The 23,044-nt window shown below is 64.2% G+C and carries 20 protein-coding genes and 1 pseudogene; 12 read left to right on the forward strand and 9 right to left on the reverse strand.

Going from position 1 to position 23,044, the window contains the following annotated elements; all coding sequences use genetic code 11:
- The first annotated feature begins 114 nt into the window (after positions 1-114).
- Positions 115-480, forward strand: a complete 366-nt coding sequence (locus WBP06_RS08915; RefSeq protein ID WP_395333925.1) for a hypothetical protein — start codon at positions 115-117, stop codon at positions 478-480.
- Here the strand turns inward: WBP06_RS08915 and WBP06_RS08920 are convergent.
- The 5 genes from WBP06_RS08920 to WBP06_RS08940 all read right to left on the reverse strand — a co-directional run bounded on the left by WBP06_RS08920 (position 477) and on the right by WBP06_RS08940 (position 4,062).
- Positions 477-944, reverse strand: coding sequence for a GNAT family N-acetyltransferase (locus WBP06_RS08920; RefSeq protein WP_395333927.1), 468 nt, complete (start codon positions 942-944; stop codon positions 477-479). The two genes, WBP06_RS08915 and WBP06_RS08920, sit on opposite strands and share 4 nt — an antisense overlap.
- Position 945: 1 nt before the next feature.
- Entirely contained in the window at positions 946-1,710 is a 765-nt protein-coding gene (gene fabG / locus WBP06_RS08925) for a 3-oxoacyl-[acyl-carrier-protein] reductase (RefSeq protein WP_395333929.1), read from the reverse strand.
- Positions 1,711-1,760: 50 nt separating this feature from the next.
- Positions 1,761-2,153: a GxxExxY protein gene (locus WBP06_RS08930; protein ID WP_395333931.1), complete on the reverse strand. Its 393-nt coding sequence runs from the start codon at positions 2,151-2,153 to the stop codon at positions 1,761-1,763.
- A 40-nt stretch (positions 2,154-2,193) separates the two neighbouring features.
- Positions 2,194-3,129, reverse strand: coding sequence for an ACP S-malonyltransferase (gene fabD / locus WBP06_RS08935; RefSeq protein ID WP_395333933.1), 936 nt, complete (start codon positions 3,127-3,129; stop codon positions 2,194-2,196).
- Positions 3,130-3,216: 87 nt separating this feature from the next.
- Positions 3,217-4,062, reverse strand: a complete 846-nt coding sequence (locus WBP06_RS08940) for an LD-carboxypeptidase (RefSeq protein WP_395333935.1) — start codon at positions 4,060-4,062, stop codon at positions 3,217-3,219.
- Between the two features lie 53 nt (positions 4,063-4,115).
- Between WBP06_RS08940 and WBP06_RS08945 the strand changes: the two genes are divergently transcribed.
- Complete coding sequence (locus WBP06_RS08945; RefSeq protein ID WP_395333937.1) at positions 4,116-5,531, forward strand: glutamate ligase domain-containing protein; 1,416 nt, start codon at positions 4,116-4,118, stop codon at positions 5,529-5,531.
- A 21-nt stretch (positions 5,532-5,552) separates the two neighbouring features.
- Here the strand turns inward: WBP06_RS08945 and WBP06_RS08950 are convergent, their stop codons facing one another.
- Entirely contained in the window at positions 5,553-6,509 is a 957-nt protein-coding gene (locus tag WBP06_RS08950) for a DUF808 domain-containing protein (protein WP_395333939.1), read from the reverse strand.
- A gap of 250 nt (positions 6,510-6,759) precedes the next feature.
- Between WBP06_RS08950 and WBP06_RS08955 the strand changes: the two genes are divergently transcribed.
- Complete coding sequence (locus WBP06_RS08955) at positions 6,760-7,584, forward strand: flagellin (RefSeq protein WP_395333941.1); 825 nt, start codon at positions 6,760-6,762, stop codon at positions 7,582-7,584.
- 120 nt (positions 7,585-7,704) lie between these two features.
- Here the strand turns inward: WBP06_RS08955 and WBP06_RS08960 are convergent, their stop codons facing one another.
- A complete protein-coding gene (locus WBP06_RS08960) occupies positions 7,705-8,382 on the reverse strand; it encodes a glutathione S-transferase (RefSeq protein WP_395333943.1) in 678 nt (225 codons plus the stop codon).
- 123 nt (positions 8,383-8,505) lie between these two features.
- Here WBP06_RS08960 and WBP06_RS08965 point away from each other — a divergent pair, with 123 nt between their 5' ends.
- Complete coding sequence (locus WBP06_RS08965) at positions 8,506-9,741, forward strand: polyhydroxyalkanoate depolymerase (RefSeq protein ID WP_395333945.1); 1,236 nt, start codon at positions 8,506-8,508, stop codon at positions 9,739-9,741.
- Positions 9,742-9,746: 5 nt separating this feature from the next.
- On the opposite strand, the gene WBP06_RS08970 is transcribed toward WBP06_RS08965, so the two are convergent.
- Entirely contained in the window at positions 9,747-10,691 is a 945-nt protein-coding gene (locus tag WBP06_RS08970) for a cupin-like domain-containing protein (RefSeq protein ID WP_395333947.1), read from the reverse strand.
- A gap of 120 nt (positions 10,692-10,811) precedes the next feature.
- On the opposite strand from WBP06_RS08970, the gene WBP06_RS08975 reads away from it, so the two are divergent.
- The 8 genes and pseudogenes from WBP06_RS08975 (at position 10,812) to WBP06_RS09010 (ending at position 20,990) form a co-directional block, all read left to right on the forward strand.
- Complete coding sequence (locus WBP06_RS08975) at positions 10,812-13,619, forward strand: tetratricopeptide repeat protein (RefSeq protein ID WP_395333949.1); 2,808 nt, start codon at positions 10,812-10,814, stop codon at positions 13,617-13,619.
- Between the two features lie 202 nt (positions 13,620-13,821).
- On the forward strand, positions 13,822-14,184 hold the full coding sequence (gene rpsF / locus WBP06_RS08980; RefSeq protein WP_395333951.1) for a 30S ribosomal protein S6: 363 nt from the start codon (positions 13,822-13,824) through the stop codon (positions 14,182-14,184).
- A gap of 5 nt (positions 14,185-14,189) precedes the next feature.
- Entirely contained in the window at positions 14,190-14,414 is a 225-nt protein-coding gene (gene rpsR, locus WBP06_RS08985; RefSeq protein ID WP_021232952.1) for a 30S ribosomal protein S18, read from the forward strand.
- A 14-nt stretch (positions 14,415-14,428) separates the two neighbouring features.
- The gene (gene rplI / locus WBP06_RS08990) at positions 14,429-15,025 is read left to right on the forward strand and encodes a 50S ribosomal protein L9 (RefSeq protein ID WP_395333954.1); all 597 of its coding nucleotides are present in this window, start codon (positions 14,429-14,431) and stop codon (positions 15,023-15,025) included.
- A gap of 85 nt (positions 15,026-15,110) precedes the next feature.
- Positions 15,111-15,617 carry a GNAT family N-acetyltransferase gene (locus WBP06_RS08995; RefSeq protein WP_395333956.1) on the forward strand — a complete coding sequence of 169 codons (507 nt, stop codon included), beginning with the start codon at positions 15,111-15,113 and terminating at the stop codon, positions 15,615-15,617.
- Positions 15,618-15,654: 37 nt separating this feature from the next.
- Complete coding sequence (locus tag WBP06_RS09000; RefSeq protein WP_395333958.1) at positions 15,655-17,085, forward strand: AMP nucleosidase; 1,431 nt, start codon at positions 15,655-15,657, stop codon at positions 17,083-17,085.
- Between the two features lie 542 nt (positions 17,086-17,627).
- Positions 17,628-20,387: pseudogene (locus tag WBP06_RS09005) on the forward strand (TonB-dependent receptor domain-containing protein).
- 201 nt (positions 20,388-20,588) lie between these two features.
- The gene (locus tag WBP06_RS09010; RefSeq protein WP_395326851.1) at positions 20,589-20,990 is read left to right on the forward strand and encodes a hypothetical protein; all 402 of its coding nucleotides are present in this window, start codon (positions 20,589-20,591) and stop codon (positions 20,988-20,990) included.
- Between the two features lie 63 nt (positions 20,991-21,053).
- Here the strand turns inward: WBP06_RS09010 and WBP06_RS09015 are convergent, their stop codons facing one another.
- The gene (locus WBP06_RS09015; protein ID WP_395326852.1) at positions 21,054-22,892 is read right to left on the reverse strand and encodes a M2 family metallopeptidase; all 1,839 of its coding nucleotides are present in this window, start codon (positions 22,890-22,892) and stop codon (positions 21,054-21,056) included.
- Positions 22,893-23,044 lie beyond the last annotated feature (152 nt).

The following is a 23,044-nucleotide window of genomic DNA, read 5'->3' on the forward strand; positions in this document are numbered from 1 at the left end:
GCAAAGCCGGCGCCCAATAGCGCCCACCGGGCACCTTCCGCTTGCCCTCGCGGACGCAGCGGCGCATGCTGCACTGCACCCCCAATCCCCCCGAAATCGTGGGAGGCTAACGACTTGTCTCTAGGTCTGCGTATCGAACGCAAGGACGAAAGCGGCGAAATCAAGCCCATCACCTTGCCCGAATGGAAGGAAGCCGTGGTGGGCATCGATGGCATCCGCCTGGCGGAAGGCGATGCCAATGCCCTCAACCCCGTCACGCGGGAATGGGTGGTGATGCCCAACCGCGGTGGCGATGTCGAAGTGTGGCGCGACGGCTATGACGGATGGCTGCGCGCGCTCTGGTGGTCACCGAACGGCACCGTCAGCTTCAGCGCCCCCGACCCGGAGCCGGACGGACACTCGATTCTCGCCGTTGCGCGTGACCTTGCCGGCAAGCTGGGCGCCCGGATCGTCAGCCCGGACGGCACCCTTCACGACTAGGGCTTCAGCGCTTTGCCGAGGCAGATCGACTGCGGCCGATCCGCATAGCGTCCATAAGGCGCGACTTCGGCATAGCCCTTGCGCTGGTAGAACGAGACCGCGCGCACGTTCACGCGGCGCGTGGAAAGCCGCGCATCACGATAGCCCTCAGCGGATGCGGCGGCCTCAAGATAGTCCAGGATGGCCGCGCCACAGCCCTGTTCGGCATACATGCGCTTGACCTCGGCCACGTCGCCCTCAAGCGGCCGATAGGCCCCGCAACCGACCACCGAGCCATCGGCGTCCCGCGCGAGCACGAAAAGCGCGCGGGGCACCAGAACGTCGGACGGATCGAAGGAAGACGTGCCGCCATCGCCCGTGATCGCGGCCAGCGCGCCGGAAAGACGCTCCATCACCGCGATCGCATCGGGATCGCGCGGATCGCAGGGCTCCACCCTCACCGTCCGCGCGACGCCCGTAGCCATGTCAGATCATCACCATGCCGCCGTTGACGTGGATCGTCTGGCCGGTGACGTAGCCCGCCTCCTTCGAGGCGAGGAACACGGCGGCGGCGGCGATGTCTTCGCCCTCGCCCATGCGGCCCATCGGGATGCGGCCGTTGAGCGCGTCCTTCTGGGCATCGGGCAGCACGTCGGTCATCGCCGTGCGGATGAAGCCCGGCGCGATGCAGTTCACGGTGACGTTGCGGCTGGCGAGTTCCTGCGCGAGGCTCTTCGACATGGCGGTGATGCCGCCCTTGGCCGCGCAGTAGTTCATCTGGCCGGGGTTGCCGGTAGTGCCGACCACCGAAGTGACGTTGATGATGCGGCCGAAGCGCGCCTTCATCATCGGCTTGGTGACGGCGCGCATCAGGCGGAAGGTCGATTCGAGGTTGATCCTGATGACCTGATCCCACTCCTCGTCCTTCATGCGCATGGCAAGGTTGTCACGCGTGATGCCGGCGTTGTTGATCAGGATATCGATCTTGCCGAGCGATTCGAGCGCGGCGGGAACCAGCTTCTCCACCTGTTCGGGATCGCCCAGATTGCAGGCGATGGCGACGTGATCGACATCCTGGACATGCTGCGGGGTATGCTCGTCCAGCTCGTCGCGGAAGGCGCGCAGCTTGTCGGCATTGGAGCCCGAAATCGCAAGCCGCGCCCCCTGCGCCGCCAATGCGCGGGCGATGGACGAACCGATCCCGCCCGAGGCGCCGGTCACGAGGGCGGTCATTCCGTTGAGGTTGAACATTAGAAACTCCGTAAATTTTGATGCACGCAGAGACGCAGAGACGCAGAGAGTCAATCCTGAGGGCGGTGGTCGTTCACCACCCGGCGGATACCTTCCTTCATCGTCGCGCCAGCAAAATTGAGAAGCAGCCCAACAGGCTGCCCCGTCAAACGCAAGTACGTCAGCAATTGCTTCCCGTGCGCCTTACCCAACTGTTCGACCGATTTGATTTCAACGACCAGCCGATCGTCTACCAAAATATCGATCCGGAATGCCGCCGGGAACTGCATCCCATCAAAATGAATATCGACCGGCTTCTGCCGATCGACCTTGTAGCCCATCCGCTGCAAGCTTCCGGCGAGAACAAGTTCGTAGACACTTTCCAGCAGTCCCGGCCCGAGTTCGCGATGGATGCGGATCGACGCATCGACGACATCAGCGCTGACATGATCGATCGGTTTCACGCCGACATCTCTGCGCCTCTGCGTCTCTGCGTGCAATCCTTCAGAGGCCCTTCGCCAGTTCCTCGATCTCAGCCATGGTTACGGCGGAGATCACCTCCACCTCGCCCGCCGAGCGCTTGATCATCGGGCCGAGCACCTTGCCGCCGAGTTCGACGAACGTCTCGACGCCCGCCTCGCGCATGGCGATCGCGCTTTCGCGCCAGCGGACGCGGCCGGTGACCTGCTCCACCAGCAAGCGCTGGACTTCGGCGGGATCGGTGACGACCGATGCGGTGACGTTGGCGAACAGCGGCACTTGCAGGCTGCCCGGAGGGGTCTTGCCCAGAGCCTCCGCCATGGCATCGGCGGCGGGCTGCATCAGCGGGCAGTGGAACGGCGCCGAAACCGGCAGCAACACGCCGCGCTTGATACCGAAGTCCTTCACCAGCGCAACGGCGCGTTCGATGGCTTCCTTGTGGCCCGAAATCACGACCTGCGTGGGATCGTTGTCGTTGGCGACGGTGCAGACCTGGCCTTCAGCCGCAGCGGCGGCGAGTTCGCTGGCCTTCTCGATATCGGCGCCGAGCAACGCGGCCATCGCGCCGAGGCCGACCGGAACGGCCGCCTGCATCGACTGGCCGCGCAGCTTCAGCAGGCGCGCGGTGTCGGCAAGGCTGAAAGCGCCGGCAGCGCAAAGCGCGGTATATTCGCCCAGCGAGTGACCGGCAACGAAGTCCGCCTTATCGGCCAGCGTTACGCCGCCTTCCTTCTCCAGCACGCGCAGGACGGCGATGGCATTGGCCATGATCGCCGGCTGGGCATTCTCGGTAAGGGTCAGTTCCTCTTCGGGGCCTTGCGTCATCACGCGGAAGAGATTTTGGCCGAGCGCCTCGTCCACTTCCTGGAAGACTTCGCGCGCAACGGCGCTGGCTTCGGCGAGTTCGGCGCCCATGCCGACCTTCTGGCTGCCCTGTCCCGGGAAAACGAATGCACGCATCTTGGCGGCTCCTTCTATCCGACGGGCTTTGCGATTGCGCCCTGCCGATGTGTGAATCTCTTGATGTGGCGCGGCGCGTTATTGACCTTATCGACGCTCCGCAAGCCCGGAGGGCGCACTTTCTTTGATGACTCCGAACGGAACGATCCGATTGGCCGCATCATGCCCGATATCGGCACTGCCGAGGTAAGCGATGGAATGATGCGCACACCAGTGACGGACGATTTCCTCTGCCTCAACGCCGAATGGGCGGTCGTTTTCTGGCACATCGCTGACCCGGCCGAGGCGCAGGCCTGCCACGCCGCCAAGGTGCGCGGTGAGGTGGAAGAACAGCCGATCCACGGCGTAGAGATATTCCGAAACTTCCTCCACCAGCACGACATGGTTGGCCAACCCCGGCATCAGCGGCGTGCCGCAAAGCATCGCCAGCGTCATCAGGTTGAAGGCGACGCGCGGGTGCTCGTCTCCGGTCGGCTCCACGCCTGAGCCATCGCCGGTCAGCCAGCGCAGCGTGCGGCGCACCGCCTCCGCACCACCTTCTCGCCGGATATCAGCCAGCATCGGGCCATGGACGGGCTTGCCGATCCGCGCGCGGTAAAGGCCGCCAAGCAGATAGCCCGCATCCGAATAGCCAAGGAAAGTCTTGCCCTGCGCATCGTGCGTGAACTTCGCGATGGCCGCTTCCGCGACGCGGCAAGCGCCATAGCCGCCGCGCGCGAACCACACCGCATCTACCGAGGGATCGTTGGCGCATTCCACCAGTGCCGCGATCCGACGTGCGTCACTTCCGGCAAAGTGGCCTTCCACTTCGAAGCACTGATCGTGGATCACAAGCTCCACATCGGGGAACTCGGCGGAAGCCAAGGCGACGACGGCCGCCGCATCCTCGCGGGCGATCGGGGTGGACGGTGCACAAACTGCGATACGGGTCATGGCTCCTTCCTATCGAGGTTGTCAGGACGAACAAGGCCGCATACCGAAGCGTCATGACTTCCGCGCATAACGATCTCACTTCACATCCCTGGTTCTTCTGCGGCATCGGCGGATCGGGCATGTTGCCGCTCGCGCTGATCCTGAAGGGCCACGGCGCACAAGTCGCCGGTTCGGACCGCAGCCGCGATCAAGGACGCACGCCGGAGAAGTTCGCATGGCTGGAAAGCCTGGGCTTTGAGCTTCACCCGCAGGACGGCAGCGGCGTGACCGGGCCGGAGCAGACGCTGGTCGCCTCCGCAGCCGTGGAAGACACGGTACCTGAAATGGTGCGCGCAAAGGAATTCGGCTGCCCGCGCATGAGCCGCGCCCAGCTTTTGGCGACGCTGTTCAATGCAGCGCCGTTCGGCGTGGCCATCGGCGGCACTTCGGGCAAGTCTACCGTCACCGGCATGACCGGCTGGATCATGACCCATGCGGGCCGCGATCCCACGATCATGAACGGCGCGGTGATGAAGAACTTCGCCACCCCCGATGCACCTTTCGCCAGCGCCCGCGTCGGTCAGGGCGACGCCTTCGTTTCGGAAGTGGACGAGAGCGATGGCTCCATTGCGCTTTACCGCCCCAAGGTAGCGGTGCTGGGCAACGTCAGCCTAGACCACAAGAGCCTTGAGGAACTGCGCCAGCTTTTCGGCGATTTCCTGGGCCGCGCGGACGTTTCGGCGATCAATCTTGACGATGCGGAAACCGCCGCCCTCGCCCCGCACGGCCAGGCGCTGGTGACCTTCGGCATTGCCTCTCCGGATGCACAGATCGGTGCGGCCGATGTGGTGGAAGGGCCGACTTCGCTGACCGCCAAGGTACTGGATCGCCGCGACGGATCTTCGCACGCGCTCGTGCTCAAGGTGCCGGGCCGTCACAACCTCTACAACGCGCTGGCAGCTATCGCCGCCGCCAATGCCGCCGGGGTTTCAGTGGCGGAGGCGGTCGCGGCGCTGGGCAGCTTCGTGGGCCTTGCACGACGGTTCGATATCGTCGGCACATCGCCCTCCGGCATCACCGTGATCGACGACTTCGGCCACAACCCGGATAAGGTCTCCGCCACGCTGGCGACGCTGAAGGCGCATCCGGGGCGCGTGATCGCGTTCTTCCAGCCGCACGGCTACGGCCCGCTCAAGCAGATGGGCCATGAACTGGCCGAAGTGCTCGCCACCAAGCTGGGGCCGGACGACGTGACGATCCTGTGCGATCCGGTCTATTTCGGCGGCACCGTGGACCGTTCCGAAGGCAGCGAGCGCATTGTGCGCCTGATCGAAGCGGACGGCGGAAAGGCCGAATACGTGCCGTCTCGCGAAGACTGCGCCAGCCATATCGTCGAACTCGCCAAGCCGGGCGACCGCGTGGTCGTGATGGGCGCGCGCGACGATACGCTGACGGTCTTCGCGAAGGATCTGCTTTCGCGCCTGCCCTGATGTGGAAAGTCCGGGGTGCGATCAGTGCGCCCCGGCTTCGTCCTTTCCGCGCATGTGGCCGATCAGATGCACCACAACGGCAATTACCGCGCCCAGCACCAGCCCGACCACCGCCGAAGCCAGCGCATAGCCGATCCAGCCCAGAACGCCGCCAAGCGGGCCGCCAAGCACCGCCAACCAATGTTCCACACCGTGCGCCAGATGCGCGGGCGCGGGAACGCCCAGTTCCTCCAGCCCGTGCAGGATGATCCCGCCACCGACCCAGAGCATCGCCAAGGTGCCGACCGAGGCCAGCACCGTCAGCACCTTGGGCATGCCGTTGACCAGCATCCGGCCGAAAGCCTGCGTGTTCTTGCCCTGCTTCTTGGCGAGGTGCAGGCCGATATCGTCCATCTTCACGATCAGCGCGACGGCGCCGTAGACGCCCGCCGTAATCAGGATGCCCACCAGCGCCAGCGCCACCGCGCGCGTCACCAGCGAACTGTCGGCAACTTCCGAAAGGGCGATCGCCATGATTTCGGCGGAGAGGATCAGGTCGGTACGGATCGCGCCGGAAACGCGCACCTGCTCGAACGTCACCGCGTCGTGCACCGGCTCCTCCAGCGTTTCACCGTGCTTGGCACCGCCGAACTTCTCGATGACCTTCTCCGCCCCCTCGAAAGCGAGGTAGCTGCCGCCCAGCATCAGGATCGGCGTGATCAGCCAGGGCATGAAGGCGCTGAGCAAAAGCGCGATCGGCAGCAGAATGAACAGCTTGTTGCGCAGCGATCCCTTGGTGATCTTCCAGATGATCGGCAGTTCGCGCTCGGGCGTGAAGTCGGTGACGTAGCCCGGCGTCACTGCCGCATCGTCGATCACCACGCCCGCCGCCTTGCTGCCGGCCTTGGCGACCCCCAGCCCCACATCGTCGAGCGAGGCGGCAGCGGCGCGGGCAATCACCGCAACGTCATCGAGCAGGGCAACGAGGCCGGAAGGCATCGGAAAAACAATCCTTGATCATGGAAACGAATTCGTGAGCCATGCGGGGGAATTTTTCAGCGATCAAGCAAATCCCGCAAAATCCTTGATTGCAAAGGGACTTGGGCGCGTTCTTTCGGCCATCACTGCATGACTTTCCGCCTTTCCCATCTCCCCTGCCCTTAACGGCTTCCCCCTGCGACCGTTCTGAGCCCTGTCCGGAGGGAGCCTCCGACGGCACCTTCCAACATCTTGAAACTGGGGAAAAATCATGTCGGTTATCAACACGAACATCAGCGCCATCCGCGCGGCCAACGCCTCGATCGCCGCCAACAAGACGCTGAGCACCGCGATGGAACGCCTCTCCACCGGCAAGCGCATCAATTCCGCCAAGGACGATGCCGCCGGCCTTGCCATCTCCACCTCGATGAGCTCGCAGATCCGCGGCATGGGCCAGGGCATCCGCAACGCCAACGACGGCATCAGTCTGGCGCAGACCGCAGACGGCGCGCTGGACGAAGTGGCCAACATGCTGCAGCGGGTCCGCGAACTGGCGATCCAGTCGGCATCGGGCACCTATCAGGATACCGATCGCGACGCGATGCAGCAGGAAGTGACCGCGCTGACCGACCAGATCGGCGACATCCTGACCACCACCACCTTCAACGGCAACACGCTGTTCTCCACCACTTCGGGATCGGACGTGACGTTCGACATTCAGACCGGATCGAACTCTGGCGAGAAGGTCACGCTCACCTCGGTCGCCATCGACGGCACCAATCTCGATGCGACTGCGCTGGACGTTTCTACCAGCACCGCCGCCTCCGCCACACTGGACCATGTGGACGCCGCGCTGAAGTCCGTGAACGCCAACCGCGCCTCGCTCGGCGCCGGGCAAAACCGGCTGGAATCGGCGATCAACAACCTGACCAGCAACGTGACCAACCTGTCCGACGCCCGATCGCGGATCGAGGATGCCGACTATTCGGTGGAAACCACGTCGCTGGCGAAGTCGCAGATCCTCAGCCAGGCCTCCACCGCGATGATCGCGCAGGCCAATCAGGCCCAGCAGGACGTGCTTTCGCTCTTGCGCTGATCGGTTCCCCAAGCGAAACCTTCGCGGTTTCGACAGCATCCGGCGGGCAGCGATGCCCGCCGGATGTTTTTGTTCGGGAAGGTCGCGTCCTTTCGTCTTTCGGAAAACCCGCGCTGCCGCTCAGAACTCGACGTCGAGTTCCTCGATATCCTCCGGCTCCGCCTTCGCGGCCACCAGCCATTCGGCCATCGGCGCCCAACCCGCCACGGTTTCGCAATAGGCGCGCAGGCGGTCGTCCATCGGCACCGCATAGCTCAGGAAACGGCGCGTTACGGGCGCGTACATCGCATCGGCCACGGTCGGCTTTTCGCCGAAGAGGAACGGGCCGCGATAGGTGTCCAGGCACTCGTTCCAGATCGCCTCCACCCGCTCGATATCCGGCCGCGCGCCGGAGAAGATGGGGAAGCTCTCGTGCTCCACCTTCAGGTTCATCGGCAGGGCCGAGCGCAAGTTGGTGAAGCCCGAGTGGATCTCGCCCGAGACGGATCGGCAATGCGCCCGCGCGATGGGATCAGCCGGCAGCATCCCGGCATCAGGAAACTTCTCGTTGAGGTATTCGGCTATCGCCAGCGTGTCCCACACGCTCGCCCCTTCGTGATCGAGGCGCGGCACCAGCACCGACGGGGTGAGCAGCAGCAGTTCGGCCCGATTGGCCGCATCGTTGATGACGGTCTTCTCCTCAACCTCCAGCCCGGCCAGACGGCACAGCAGCCAGCCGCGCAGCGACCAGGCCGAATAGGTCTTGCTGGAAATCGTCAGCCTCGCCCCGGCGGAACCTTTTACGCCCGACTCGCTCACTGCTGTCTCCGCCTAAGTGTGCTTTTGCTTGCATCAGCTTATGATGCAGCGCAGCATGAATCCAGCGCCGATTGCACGCCAGAGCGAATCGCGCCCCGTACTGCCGCAGGGAACAGACCGCGCATGCTCTATCAGGCCTATCAGACATATTCGGACCTGCTCGAACTGCCGCGCTGGGCCGCCCGCAATGCGGTTTCCGTACGTGACGATTACCTGGGCGGCGCCCATGAAATGCCGTGGTTGCGGCGATTTTTTGCCCTTGCCGAAACGTTCGAGAAGGCGACCATCACCCACCAGCGCCCGTCCTACGGCATAACCTCGGTGATGAGCGGCAATCGCGAAGTCGCGGTGCGTGAGGACGTCGTGGTGGACCTGCCGTTCGGCAACCTGCTGCACTTCGCCAAAGACGATGTTGCAGTGCCGCAACCCAAGATGCTGGTCGTGGCGCCGCTGTCTGGCCACTACTCCACGCTGCTGCGCGATACCGTATTCACGCTGCTGCGCGATCACGACGTCTACATCACCGACTGGAAGAACGCCCGCGACATCCCGGTGAGCAAGGGGGAGTTCGGGTTCGACGATTTCGTCGATTACGTGATCCGCTTCCTGCAGGAACTGGGCGACCCCGTCGAACGGCGCGGCGCGCATGTGCTGGCGGTGTGCCAGCCCTGTGTTCCGGTGCTGGCTGCCGTGGCGCTGATGGCGCAGGATGACGATCCCTGCCAGCCCCGTTCGATGACACTGATGGGCGGCCCGATCGACACGAGAGAGAGCCCCACCAGCGTCAACGAACTCGCCACCGAGCATCCTTTCAGCTGGTTCGAGGACCAGATGATCCACGAGGTGCCCTGGCGGCACAAGGGCGCCGGGCGCAAGGTCTATCCCGGTTTCATCCAGCTCACCGCCTTCATGTCGATGAACATGGGCCGCCACTTCGGCCAGTTCCGCAAGCTCTATCAGGCGCTGGCGGACGACCGGCCGGCCGACGTCGAGAAGATCGAGACGTTCTACGAGGAATATCTCGCCGTGCTGGACCTGACGGCCGAGTTCTATCTGGAAACCATCGACAAGGTGTTCCAGCGCGCGCTGCTGGCCAAGGGCGAACTCGAACATCGCGGTCGCAAGGTGGACTGCGGCGCGATCCGCAAGACCGCGCTGCTCACCGTGGAGGGTGAGCGAGACGATATCTGTGCGGTGGGCCAGACGGCCGCGGCGCACTTCCTGTGCTCCAGCCTGCGCCCGCACCTGAAGCGCCACCACCTGCAGCCCGGCGTCGGCCACTATGGCCTCTTCGCGGGATCGCGCTGGGAAACGCAGGTCTATCCGCAGGTGCGCAATCTGGTGCTGGCGGTCAGCTGACCCGCTTACCCCTCCGGAAACTCCTCATGGCCCAGATTGGGCCATAGGAAGTTGGTGCAGGTCATCATCACGCTGAAATCCAGCGAGCGGACCTGATGCCACCAGCCGATCGGGATATAGAGCATGTCCCCCGGCTCGAGCGTCACATCATAGCTTTCCACCTGCTTCGCCAGCGGGTGGGCGTCCAGACGCGCGGGATCGTCAAGGTCGTGCACCGCGCTGAAGACATGGCGATGGTTGTAGAGCAACCGCGTCTGCGAAGGCGGCACCAGACGCACCTGCTTGCGGCCGGTGATCTGGATCAGCAGGTTGTTGGTCAGATCGAAATGCAGCGGCGTGAAGGTGCCCGCCGGCCCCACCCAGAGCATTCCTGGATCCGGCGTCAGGTATTCGGAAACGGCCATCACATCCGCCATCAGCGGGGCGAAGGCCGCCGCGTTGGTCCCGCTGTTGTAGGCGGTGATATAGGCATCGTTGCCCTGCCCCTGCACAATCATCGCCACGAAGGCATCGAACGCCATGCGCCGCTTGTGGCGGTCCTTGGCGAGTTCGAAATCACCCGCGCCGTCGCGCCCGCCCTGATATTCGATCTCTGCCGATCCGACCGTTCCGGCCAGATAGTCCGGCGTCCACCTCGCCAGCGCGGGCCAGTGCGCGATGGCGCCTTCGATCACCACCGGGCGGCCGGGCGCGTAGAAATGATCGAGGAAAGCGTGCCCCGGCAAGTCGCGGCATCGCATCAGCGCGCTGGCGTTCACGGAAAGTCTCCTCTGCCGTTCCTGTACCTGCATGATCCAGTCCCGCCGCGCAGCCGCGACGGCATCGGGCACTTCGACCGCGGCGTTCACCATGCCGCCTCGCGGCCCGCCGGTGTAAGGCTGCATCGCATCGAGCCCGCCCAGGCCGATGGCCTTCAACGCCGCGTCGAGCCTGTCGTTTCCGCCTGCCATCCGAAGTCTCCTGCCGGTCCATACCGGCCCGATTAAAAGCGCTGTCAACTTGCAGGCCACTATTGCGCGCGAATGGCAATGGCCTACACATTCGCGCTGTCAGAATTGGGGGAAATTCAAGTGCATCTGGGCAAAGTCTCGCGGGCCGTGCTGGCCTGCGCCATCCTGTCTGCCGTTCCGGCGCCGGCTTTCGCGGGCGAGGCGATGCTCTATCAGCCCGCGCCGGCATGGGTGAAGATCGCGGCCCTGCCCGCCGCCACCGCCGATGCGCCGCCCTTCACCGTGTTCGATTCGCAGCAGAAAGTCGAAGGCGGCCAGCTCTGGCGCTATTCGGATACCGCCGTGCGCATCGGTTCGGCAGAGATGCTGGCGCAGTTCTCCACGGTGGGTGCGCAGTGGTCGCCCGACCAGGGCGACCTTATCATCCATGAAATCTCGATCATCCGCGATGGCGAGACGATCGACCTGATCAAGAACGGCATGAAACTGGACGTGCTGCGGCGCGAGGAAATGCTGGAGCAGCGGCAGCTCAACGGCGTGCTCAGCGCCACCGCCGCGATCCAGGGCCTGCGCGTGGGAGACATGTTCCGCCTGCGCTATTCGATCACCCAGCGCGACAAGGTGCTGGGCGACCGCGTGCAGAGCATGATCGGCCTGCCCACGCGCCCCCTGCGCATGGGCACGGGGCGCCTGCGCGCGATCTGGCCGGTGGCGGAAAATGCCAAGTGGCAGATCCTTGCAAAGGACTTCGCCGCAACGCCGGTGCGCCATGGCGACACCATGGAACTGGAAGTCGCGCTGCCGCTGGCCAAGCAGCCGGAGATGCCGAACGACGCGCCCGCCCGCTTCCGCCCCCTGCCGCTGTTCGAACTCACCACGTTCCGCGATTGGGCCGACGTTTCGCGCACGTTCGCACCGCTCTATGCCACCAAGGGCCTGATCGCAGACGGCAGCCCGCTCGCGATCGAGGCGGACAGGATCGCCGCCGGATCCACCGACCCGCTCACCCGCACGCAGACCGCACTGCAGCTGGTGCAGGATAAGGTCCGCTATCTGGCGGTGCAGATGAACGGCGGCAACTACACGCCGCAGACTCCCGGCGAGACCTGGCAGCTGCGCTACGGCGACTGCAAGGCCAAGACCCTGCTGCTGCTCGCCCTGCTGGACCGTCTGGGCATCGAGGCGGAGGCCGTGACCGCCAGCGCCACCGGCGGCGCCTTCGATCTGCCGCGCCGCCTGCCCAGCGCCGCCGTGTTCGACCATGTGCTGGTCCGCGCCAAAGTGAACGGGCAGAGCCTGTGGCTGGACGGCACCGGCATCGGATCACGGATCGAGGACATTCATGACACGCCGGACTTCGGCTATGTCCTGCCCCTGCGCAGCGCCGGGGCCGAGCCCGAACTGATCGAGACCCACGCCAACGCCCGGCCGACCATGGAACTGGACGTCGACTATGACGAGAGCACCAGCCTGGACCTGCCCACCGCGGTTACCGCCAAGGTCACCCTGCGCGGGCCACAGGCGTTGAGCCTTGGCCTTGCGGCCAACGCGCTCGACCCCGAACAGCGGGATGAGATGGTGCGCAGCCAGCTGAGCGGTATTCTGGGCGCGGGGCAGTTCACCGATATCTCGCTGGAAGCCTCGCCCGAAACGGCCACCACCGTGCTCAAGGGGCGCGGCATCATGACCACCGAGTGGAAGCGCCGCGATCGCCAGATGAAGCGCGGCGTGGACGGGGTGTTGGGCAGCTTCACCTTCACGCCCGACCGGGCCCGCGCCGAATGGCGCGAGATTCCGGTGGCGACGCCCCAGCCCATGAGCATGGTCTATCACATGCGGGTCAAGCTGCCCGATGGCGGCACCGGATACACGATGGAGGGCGCGGGCGATATCGATGCCACGGCCGGCGGATCGCACTTCACCAGCCATGCCGCCATCGCCAACGGCGTCTTCACGTATGACGAACGGCAGGAGGGGACCGGGCGGGAGGTTCCGGCCGATCGCATCGGCGCCGACCGGGCCCAGCTTGCCAAGGCACAGGCCCAAGTGCCGCAACTGGTGGCCCCGGCCAATGCCACGCGGCGCTGGGACCTGGGCGCTGCCGAGAAGGGATCGACGCAGCTTGCCGCGATCGAAAGCGTGTTCGGCAAGTCCATGACGGCGAAGGAGCCGACCGCAGAGCCCTGGGTCGCCCGCGCCAGCCTGCGCCGGGGCACCGGCGACTTCAAGGGCGCGCGCGAGGATCTGACGCACGCCATCGGGCTTTCCGCCGAAGCCAGTTCCTACCTCGATCGCGCCTCCGTCAACCGCGCGTTGGGCGATCTTCCCGCCGCCATGGCCGATGCCCGCAAGGCGCAGGAACTCGATCCGTCGGACAATGGCGCGCCCGATCTGGTGGCAACACTGCTGGCGCAAGGCGGCAAGCCGGACGAAGCGCGCGAACTGCTGGACGAGAAGATCGCCCTTGGCGGCGAGCAGAAGCGCGGCTGGGAAATGTCGAAGGTGGAAAAGCTGGGGCTCTATGCCGATGCCACCGAAGCGCTGACGATGCTCGACACGATGATGACGCAGCGCCCGCAAAGCCCCGACCTGCTGAACCTGGCCTGCTGGATCAAGGGCATGCGCGGTATCGACGTGGACGGTGCCGTGCGCCAGTGTTCCAGCGCCGTGGAACTGGCCGCCAGCCCGGTGGGGCCGCTGGACAGCCGGGCGGTGGTCTGGTTCCGTCTTGGCCGGTACGACGATGCGCTGAAGGACCTCGACGCGGTGATCCTTGAGGCGCCGACGCAAGCCGAAAGCCGTTATATGCGCGGCATCGTTCTTGCCCACCTTGGCCGCGCGGCGGAAAGCAAGACGGAGATCGCCGTTGCCCGCAGGCTCGATCCCGGGGTGGACGTGCTGTACACGAAGCTGGGGATCAAGCCGTAAATGGGAGCAGCGCCGGGCGGTGCCGCACCCGTATCCGCACCCACGTCCTCTGGCCGAATCCTCTTGCATTCCCCGCCCGATCCGCATAAGGGCGCGCCTTCCGTCTTCACCCGAGTGGAGGCGGAAAGGACGAAAGCCGGAGGGGCCCCGCAATCCCGCGGACAAGCCAGCGATCGGTTAGATTAGAGAAAAGGAAGCTGCCGTGGCTCTTTATGAGCACGTGTTCCTGGCGCGCCAGGACCTCAGCCAGGCGCAAGTCGATGCGCTTGCCGCCACCGCTACCGAGATCGTCGAGTCGAACCAGGGCAAGGTCACCAAGACCGAAACCTGGGGCCTCAAGAATCTCGCCTACAAGATCAAGCGCAACCGCAAGGCGCACTTCGTGATGCTGAACATCGAAGCTTCGGGCGACGTCGTCGCCGAGCTCGAGCGTCAGACCTCGATCAACGAAGACATCATCCGCTGGATGACCGTCCGCGTTGACGAACACGAAGGTGGCCCTTCGGTCATGATGCGCAAGACCGACCGCGAGCGTACTCGCCGTCGCGAACGTGAAGGGAACTGATTTCCATGGCACGTGCATTCTTCCGTCGCCGCAAGTCGTGCCCCTTCTCGGGCAAGAACGCTCCGGCAATCGACTACAAGGACGTTCGTCTGCTCCAGGGCTTCATGTCCGAGCGTGGCAAGATCGTCCCCAGCCGCATCACCGCGGTTTCCGCAAAGAAGCAGCGTGAGCTGAGCCAGGCGATCAAGCGCGCCCGGCACATCGGCCTCCTGCCCTACATCGTCAAGTAAGGGGGACGAACCTCATGGATATCATCCTCCTCGAGCGCATCGAAAAGCTGGGCGCAATCGGCGACGTCGTTTCCGTCAAGGACGGTTACGCACGTAACTACCTGCTGCCCAACAAGAAGGCGCTGCGCGCCAACGAGAAGAACAAGAAGGTCTTCGAAGCCAACCGCGCGAAGATCGAATCGGACAACGCTGAGCGTCGTTCGGCTGCCGAAGCCCACTCGGGCAACGTCGAAGGCAAGCAGGTCGTCCTGATCCGCGCCTCGTCGAACTCGGGCCAGCTGTACGGTTCGGTTTCGGTGCGCGACATCGTCGACGCCCTGAACGCCGAAGGCGCCGAAGTGACGAAGCAGATGATCGTTCTCGAACGCCCGATCAAGACCATCGGCGTGTTCGACGTTCGCGTCAGCCTGCACCCCGAAGTCGCCGTCACCGTCAAGGTGAACGTGGCTCGCTCGCCCGACGAAGCCGACCTGCAGTCGCAGGGCGTCGACGTCATGGCCGCGATGTTCGAACAGGACGTCTCGGGCTTCACCGAAGCTTACGACCCGAACGCCGAACCCGGCGAAATCGCGGTTGAAGAAGCTGCGGTGGAAGGCGAAGAGGAAGCCTGAGCTTCCCTCTCGCTGGCTTGACCACGGTTTCGAAAGGCCCTCGCTCCCTCGCGGAGCGGGGGCCTTTCTCCTTTCGGCGGACCTGATGATGACCGATACTCCGATCGACCTGCGGGTCGACTACGCGGCCGACGCCAATCTGCGCGCGGCGCTGCTGGCGCTCAACAATGCCCACGCGGTCGAACTCTCGCTGGCGGACGGGGCACGGATGGCCATGCTGGTGGAGCGCGCCTTCCTGGCCGCGCGGATCGGCAAACTGGACGCCGCCCTGATCGCCTTCGACCAGGATGCCGACTATGACAGCGCCAACTTCCACTGGTTCCGCGAACGTTACCCGCGCTTCGTCTATGTCGACCGCATTGTCACTGCGCCGGAAGCACGTGGACGCGGGCTTGCCCGCAAGCTCTATGCCCACCTGTTCGAACAGGCGCGCGCCGCCGGCCACGAACGGGTGGTCTGCGAAGTCAATTCCGACCCGCCCAATCCCGCCAGCGAGGTATTCCACCAGGCGATCGGCTTCGAACCCGTGGGCGAAGCGCTGCTGGAGAACGGCAAGACCGTGACCTACCTCGCCCACACACTTCGCCGGTGACTATTGCACTGCAACACGAATCGCGTAAGTGTGGGAGATGGAAACGATAGAAAGCACAATCGCGGAACTGGTCCGCGTCTATGAAACCGCCGTCACCACCCTGAAGGCCGACATTGCCGCCTTCGTAGAGAACGGCACCCTCCCCCCATCCGATCGCCGCGAAACCCGCAGCTGGTGCTATCCGGAACTGCGCATCACCTATAACGGTGTCGAGCGCGGCTCGTTCTACAGCCGCTCGTTCGGCCGCCTGAATGACGCGGGCACCTACGTCACCACGATCACCCGCCCGCGCCTGTTTGCGGACTACCTCAACGAACAGCTCGGCCTTCTCCACGAAGACTACGAGATCGCGATCGAGGTCAGCCGCTCCACGCAGGAGATCCCCTTCCCTTACGTGCTGGACGGCATCGGCATGGGCAGCGTGACGCCGCAGGAACTCGCCGCGCACTTCCCGACCACCGAACTGGCGATGATCGGGGACGAGATTGCGGACGGCATCTTCATGCAGCCGCATGAAGAGCCGCTGCCGCTGGCGCTGTTCGACGGGCTGCGCACCGACTTCAGCCTTGCGCGCCTTCAGCACTACACCGGCACCAGCGTGGAGCACTGCCAGCGCTTCATCCTCTTCACCAACTACCACCGCTACGTGGACGAGTTCGTGGACTGGGCCGGCAAGCAGATCGGTACGGACGGCTACACCGCGCTTTCGGGCGCCGGCGGGCTCTATCTTGATGCGCCGGTGGACAACGCGCGCGAGCGTCTGTCGGATACCGCCTGGCGCCGCCACCAGATGCCGGCCTACCACCTGATCCGGCCGGACAAGTCCGGCATCACGCTGGTCAATATCGGCGTCGGCCCCTCCAACGCGAAAACCATTACCGATCACCTGGCGGTGATCCGTCCGGAAGTCTGGCTGATGATCGGCCACTGCGGCGGATTGCGGGAAGGCCAGCGCATCGGCGACTACGTGCTCGCCCACGCTTACCTGCGCGACGACCATGTGCTGGACCACGTGCTGCCGCCGGAAATCCCGCTGCCTGCCATTGCCGAAGTGCAGCAAGCCCTTGCCAGCGCGGCGGAAACGGTCAGCGGCGAAGGCGGTGCCAATCTCAAGAAGCGCATGCGCACCGGCACCATCGTCACGACCGACGACCGCAACTGGGAACTGCGCTACACCGAATCCGCGCACCGCTTCAGCCTCAGCCGCGCGATCGGTATCGACATGGAAAGCGCCACGATCAGCGCGCAGGGCTATCGCTTCCGCGTGCCCTACGGCACCCTGCTCTGCGTTTCGGACAAGCCGATCCATGGCGAACTGAAGCTGCCCGGCCAGGCGAACCGGTTCTACGAGGAAGCGATCGCCAGCCACCTGAAGATCGGCCTCCAGGCCTGCGACCTACTCCGCGCCGAGGGCGAGCGCCTGCACAGCCGCAAGCTGCGCGCCTTCAACGAACCGCCGTTCCGCTGATCGAAAGCAGATCGGCATCACCGTCGGCTTAAAGGAAAGCCGCCGCCTTCATCCAGAGGGCGGCGGCTTTTCTTATGATCTTGCCGCCCCCTTCGCGTAAACGACCGCACTTACGGCCATCAACGCCCTACCCCCAATACCCCGCCGCGCAATTAACGCCTCGACGCAAAGCTGCTTCGGGCCATCAAATTACAATGCAACCACCAAAGACGATATTTTCAAGCTTGTTTTCGCTGCGCGCAACGGCTATTTCCTAGAATAGAATTGTTTGAAAAATTCATGAAATCCCATTTCAATTGAATTTCATCACATTTCTTGAAATTTGCATATACTTTTCATCGCAAGAAATAGTTGTGGCGATTCTACAACTAGGTCAAATTCAATCGGACATTACTATTAATCCTGCATGACAACTGCAGAACTCCCCCGCACACCGGCGGCCTGATTTCGACGTGCACACCCTCTCCCACGTCGGAATCCGCAATAGGGAGTAATCAATGACATCCGAGATGAAGCGCCTTCTGCTGGCGTCCACGCTCCTCATGGGTCTGCCGGTCGCAGCACAGGCCCAGGACAACACCGCCGCCACTTCCGGCGCGGCGGCCGAACCCGAAGGCGGCGCGATCGTTGTCACCGGCTCGCGCCTGTCCAACCCCAACCTCGAACAGGCCGCGCCGATCATGGCCGTCTCCGCCCAGGAGATGAAGCTGACGGGTCAGGTCAACGTCGAGAACATCCTGAAGGATCTGCCGCAGATCCTGCCGGGCTCGACCGCCGCGTCGAACAACCCCGGCGGCGGCGTCGCCACGGCCGACCTGCGCGGCCTGGGCGCGGCACGCACCCTGGTGCTGGTGAACGGCCATCGCTACGTCTCGTACGACACCAACCAGATCGTCGACCTCAACACGATCCCCACCGCACTGATCGAGCGCGTGGACGTGATGACCGGCGGCAAGTCCGCCGTTTACGGATCGGACGCGGTTACCGGCGTCGTCAACTTCGTCACCAAGCAAAACTTCGATGGCGTACAGGCCAACGCCAACTATCGCCTGACCGGCGAAGGCGATGGCGCGACGTACAATGGCGGCCTGCTCGTGGGCAAAAATTTCGCCGATGGCCGCGGCAATATCACCGTCTATGGCGACTACACGCGCCGCAAGTCGATCCTGCAGTCGGGCCGCAGCTACACCTCGGTGGCGCAGACGGACGATGGCGCGGGCGGCCTGACCGCCGGCGGTTCCAGCTCGATCCCGGCCGGCCGCATCGCGCTGGGCGGCAACAACTACAAGTTCGGCGAAGACGGCAGCTATTCGCCCTACACTTCGGCCGATGCCTATAACTACGCCTCGGAAAACTACCTGCAGGTTCCGCAAAAGCGCGTCCTGCTCTCGGCCCAGGCCCATTTCGACGTCAGCGATCACCTAACGCTCTACGGCGAAGGCCAGTTCATCCATAACCGGGTAAAGAACCAGCTGGCACCGACGCCGCTGACCGGCACCTACTCGCTCGACACCGATTCCTCGTTCCTGTCGTCCGACACCCAGTCGCTGCTCTCCAGCTACGACACCGATGGTGACGGCTACACTTCGGCCTCGGTCTACCGCCGTCTGTCGGAAGTGGGCGACCGCATCTCGAACATGGACAGCAAGGCCTATCGCGGCCTGATCGGTGCGCGCGGCCAGATCACCGGCAGTTGGAACTACGACGCGTACTTCAGCTATGCCCGCACCAAGCAGGTGGAGCACCAGTACGGCAACGTCTCGGCCAGCCGCGTGCAGCAGGCCCTGATGACGACCTACGATTCCAGCGGCAATCTGGTCTGTTCGGACACCAGCAACGGCTGCGTTCCGCTGAACATCTTCGGCGCCGGCAACATCAGCCAGGAAGCGGCCGACTTCATCTCGATCGACACGGTGAACCGCTCCACCATCACCGAGAAGGTCGCCAGCGGCGCGATCACCAACGACAACCTGTTCGATCTGGGCGCCGGTGCCGCCAGCATCGCCTTCGGCGCGGAATACCGCAACGAACACGGCAGCTTCAATCCGGACGAAGCGCTCTCTTCGGGTGACGTGATCGGCTTCAACGCCTCCGAGCCGACCTCGGGCGGGTACAACGTGAAGGAACTCTTCGCGGAAACCTTCGTGCCGCTGCTGGCCGACAAGCCTTTCGTCGATCGTCTGGAATTCAACGGATCGTACCGCTTCTCGGACTATTCGACGGCGGCCGATCAGGTCAGCACGTTCTCGCTCGGCCTCGTCTGGGCGCCGGTCAAGGACATCAGCTTCCGCGGCCAGTTCTCGCGCGCGGTGCGCGCGCCAACCGTGAACGACCTCTACAGCGGCAGCGCGCAAAACTTCGAGACGGCGACCGACCCCTGCTCGACCGCGACCGCGCTGACCAACGCCAGCCTCAACGCAAGCTGCCTGTCCTCGGGCATCCCGTCGAACCTGATCGGCACCGAATACAACGGTGGCGACGCACAGATCGACAGCTACAACGGCGGCAACCGCAACCTGCGCGAAGAGACCGCCTACACCTGGACCGTCGGCACGATGATCCAGCCGCGCGCGATCCCGGGCCTGTCGCTCACCGTCGACTACTAGCACATCAAGATCGACAACTTCATCACCGCCGCCGGCACGTCCAACATCCTCTCGGCCTGCTACGGCACCGCATCGAACGGCTGGACGCCTTACGACACCAGCTACTGCTCGCTGCTGCCGCGTGACAGCAACAGCTACACGATCACCGGCGCGGTCGATAACCTGTCGAATTCCGGCGGCGTGAAGACCGACGGCATCGACTTCGACCTGCAGTACGCGATCCCGATGGCCTTCGGCGTGCACGATTCCAGCAAGCTGACGCTGCGCATGAGCGGCACCCGCCTGCTGAACTGGACGTTCAAGCCGATCGCCGCCCTGTCCGACCTGACCGTCGACTGCGCCGGCAAGTTCGGCCTGCTGTGCGGCAACGTCTATGCCAAGTGGCGCCTCAACGGCCGCGCGACCTGGTCGACCGACGGCAAGACCCTGTCGCTCGCCTGGCGTCACCTCTCGCCGGTCAAGGACGACAATTCCTCGACGGAATACAGCGTCGAGAAGATCAAGGCCTACGACTACTTCGACCTTTCCGCGAGCATCGACGTGGCCAAGCGCTTCACCTGGAACATCGGCATGAACAACATGTTCAACAAGAAGCCGCCGATTCTGGGCGACAACCAGGAACAGTCGAACACGTATCCGACGACCTATGACGTCTACGGCCGGACCTTCTTCACCGGCATCACCGTCGACTTCTGATTTCGGCCGATTTCTGATTTCGTCACGGGAAAGGGGAGCCGGTTTCATCCGGCTCCCCGATCTCTTTGCCGCCTCACCGCGGAACACCGCAAACGCGCGATTTTCCAAGGCCAGTTGCCAGACGGCAAAAGGCAAGTCATCCTCCCCGAAAAAGAAGGCCGCGAAAGTCGGCCGTAAGTTGGGAAGAGGACAAGACTGCTTATGAAAGCTGCCCGTGCCGGCGTTTCTCTTGCGAGCCTGCTTCTGCTGACAGCCACCGGCTGTTCGGAACTAAAGCCCGCCGCCGATCTTGGTTCCTGCTGGAACGTGAATTCGTCCATATCCGGCCCCGTCCAGGGCCAGGCCGTGCTGGTTTCCGGCGTGGACGGCCTATCGCTTCAGGCCCCCGGCTGCGACGACCACAGCGGCCGCAACCGCTTCGAACTCTCCCGCGATGCCACTGCCGCGCTTTCGGGCGTTCTGGCTGGCCATCCGCGCTTCGTGACGTTCCGCTTCTCCGGCCACATCCTGCCGCGTTCGGGCCACAAGTCTCTTTGGATCGGCAACCTCACCAATGCCGCCGCCAGCAACAGCGGACCGAAGTGGATGCCTGCCCTGCAGTAGAACCGAAAAGGGGCCCTCCACCCATCGGCGGAGAGCCCCCTTCCCGTTCAGGCGATCTGGCCGTTACCAGCCGGCCTTCTCACCCTTGTTCTGCTCGTCCAGCCACTTTTGCAGCGGCGCGAAATAGGCCAGCATCGGCTTCGCGCTCAGCTTGTCGCTGCCGGTGAAGGCCTTCAGCGCTTCCGGCCAGGGCTTGGACATGCCCATCTTCAACATGCGGTCGAGGTTCTCGCCCACCTTCTTGTTGCCGTAGAAGCTGCAACGGTGCAGCGGGCCCTTCCAGCCGGCCTGCTTGCACGCGGCTTCGTAGAACTGGAACTGGAAGATGCGCGCCAGGAAGTAGCGCGTGTAGGGCGTGTTGCCCGGCACGTGGAACTTGGCGCCGGCATCGAAGCCGTCATCCGGACGGGCCGAAGGCGGCACGATGCCCTGATAGTCCTCGCGCATCTTGGTCCAGGCCTTGTTGTAGTCGGCGGGCTGGATCGAACCGTCGAAGATACCCCAGCGATAGCGGTCGATCAGCAGGCCGAACGGCAGGAACGCCACCTTGTCCATCGCCTGACGCAGCAGCAGGCCGATGTCCTTGTCCGCGCTGGGCACCTTGTCCTTGTCGAGCAGGCCGATCTGGACGAGGTACTGCGGGGTGATCGACAGCGCGATGAAATCGCCGATCGCCTCATGGAAACCGTCGTTGGCGCCATTGAGGTAGAGGAACGGCTGCTGGTTGTAGGCGCGCTGGTAGTAGTTGTGGCCCAATTCGTGGTGAATGGTGACGAAGTCTTCCGAATTCACCTTGGTGCACATCTTGATGCGCACATCGTCCTTGTTGTCGATATCCCAGGCCGAGGCGTGGCAGATCACCTCGCGGTCGGCCGGCTTCACGAACATCGAGCGCTTCCAGAACGTCTCCGGCAGCGGTGCGAAGCCGAGCGAGGAATAGAAGCCCTCGCCATACTTCACCATGTCCAGCGGGGTCTTGCCCTTGGCCTTCAGCAGCGCGCCGATGTCATAGCCAAGATCGCCCGCGCCGGCCGGAGCCACCAGCGGGTAGATGTTGCCCCATTCCTGCGACCACATGTTGCCCAGCAGGTCGGCACGGATCGGGCCGGTCTTGGGCTGCACCGCATCGCCGTACTTCTCGTTCAGCTTGTGGCGGACGTAGGTATGCAGCGCCAGGTACAGCGGCTTCACTTCTTCCCAAAGGCGCTGCGTCTCGGCCGAGAACTGCTCGGGCGACATGTCGTAGCCCGAACGCCACATCGCGCCGACGTCGGCATAGCCCAGTTCCTTGGCGCCCTGATTGGCGATGCCGACCATTTTCACATAGTCGTTCTTCATCGGCGCGCCGACGTTGTTGTGCCAGCTGGTCCACATCTCCGCGAATTCGGCGGGCGTGTGCGAGAGGTTGCCCATCTCCGCCTCGATGTCCGAACCGTTGATTTCCTTGCCATCCAGCGTGCCGCGGCCCTTGCCGTAGGTGGAGGCAAGGCGGGTGGAGATCGTGCTCAGCTCATCGGCGGCGCCCGGCGTGGTCGGTGCCGGCAGGACGATGCCCTGGCGCAGGATGCCCAGCTTGCGGGCGACATCGGGATCGAGGTTCGGGATGTTCGCGAACTTCGCTGCTTCCACCGCGTAGGCCACCTGCTTTTCGGTGATCGCCGCGTTCGACTGCGCCGCCAGCGCATCGGTATCGTCGGTGATATAGGTGTAGTTCACCCAGTTGATGCGCGCATTGTCGACCGAGGCGGGGAACAGATCCTTTTCGGCATCGGCAATGAACTGCGCGGCGCCGGCGGCGGTGACGGGATAGTCCGCCTTGGCTTCTTTGGCGAAAGCCGGAACGGCAAGGCCGAAGCAAAGCCCGGCGGCCAGCGCCGCGCGCGCGGTGGATGCGAATTTCATGGGGGTGCCCTCTTGGTATGTTCTGATGGCGCCGGAGACTAGCCGGGCTTCCCGTGAGATCAACCGTGTAGGGTTACGGATGCCGGATAATTTCCCGGCCGGCATACAATCTTACGCGAAATGCTTTGTTGCGGCCGCCCCCTACAAATCGT

It is taken from the genome of Novosphingobium mississippiense (genome assembly GCF_044029535.1).
GTDB lineage: Bacteria > Pseudomonadota > Alphaproteobacteria > Sphingomonadales > Sphingomonadaceae > Novosphingobium.

Bases quoted from the DNA above. Each gene is read 5' to 3' on its own strand.
- WBP06_RS09015 (WP_395326852.1), bottom strand. From the start codon at position 22,892: ATGAAATTCGCATCCACCGCGCGCGCGGCGCTGGCCGCCGGGCTTTGC.
- WBP06_RS09010 (WP_395326851.1), top strand. From the start codon at position 20,589: ATGAAAGCTGCCCGTGCCGGCGTTTCTCTTGCGAGCCTGCTTCTGCTG.
- WBP06_RS08950 (WP_395333939.1), bottom strand. From the start codon at position 6,509: ATGCCTTCCGGCCTCGTTGCCCTGCTCGATGACGTTGCGGTGATTGCC.
- rplI (WP_395333954.1), top strand. From the start codon at position 14,429: ATGGATATCATCCTCCTCGAGCGCATCGAAAAGCTGGGCGCAATCGGC.
- WBP06_RS08995 (WP_395333956.1), top strand. From the start codon at position 15,111: ATGATGACCGATACTCCGATCGACCTGCGGGTCGACTACGCGGCCGAC.
- WBP06_RS08970 (WP_395333947.1), bottom strand. From the start codon at position 10,691: ATGGCAGGCGGAAACGACAGGCTCGACGCGGCGTTGAAGGCCATCGGC.
- WBP06_RS08920 (WP_395333927.1), bottom strand. From the start codon at position 944: ATGGCTACGGGCGTCGCGCGGACGGTGAGGGTGGAGCCCTGCGATCCG.
- fabD (WP_395333933.1), bottom strand. From the start codon at position 3,129: ATGCGTGCATTCGTTTTCCCGGGACAGGGCAGCCAGAAGGTCGGCATG.
- WBP06_RS08945 (WP_395333937.1), top strand. From the start codon at position 4,116: ATGACTTCCGCGCATAACGATCTCACTTCACATCCCTGGTTCTTCTGC.
- WBP06_RS08940 (WP_395333935.1), bottom strand. From the start codon at position 4,062: ATGACCCGTATCGCAGTTTGTGCACCGTCCACCCCGATCGCCCGCGAG.
- WBP06_RS08955 (WP_395333941.1), top strand. From the start codon at position 6,760: ATGTCGGTTATCAACACGAACATCAGCGCCATCCGCGCGGCCAACGCC.
- rpsR (WP_021232952.1), top strand. From the start codon at position 14,190: ATGGCACGTGCATTCTTCCGTCGCCGCAAGTCGTGCCCCTTCTCGGGC.
- WBP06_RS08965 (WP_395333945.1), top strand. From the start codon at position 8,506: ATGCTCTATCAGGCCTATCAGACATATTCGGACCTGCTCGAACTGCCG.
- fabG (WP_395333929.1), bottom strand. From the start codon at position 1,710: ATGTTCAACCTCAACGGAATGACCGCCCTCGTGACCGGCGCCTCGGGC.
- WBP06_RS09000 (WP_395333958.1), top strand. From the start codon at position 15,655: ATGGAAACGATAGAAAGCACAATCGCGGAACTGGTCCGCGTCTATGAA.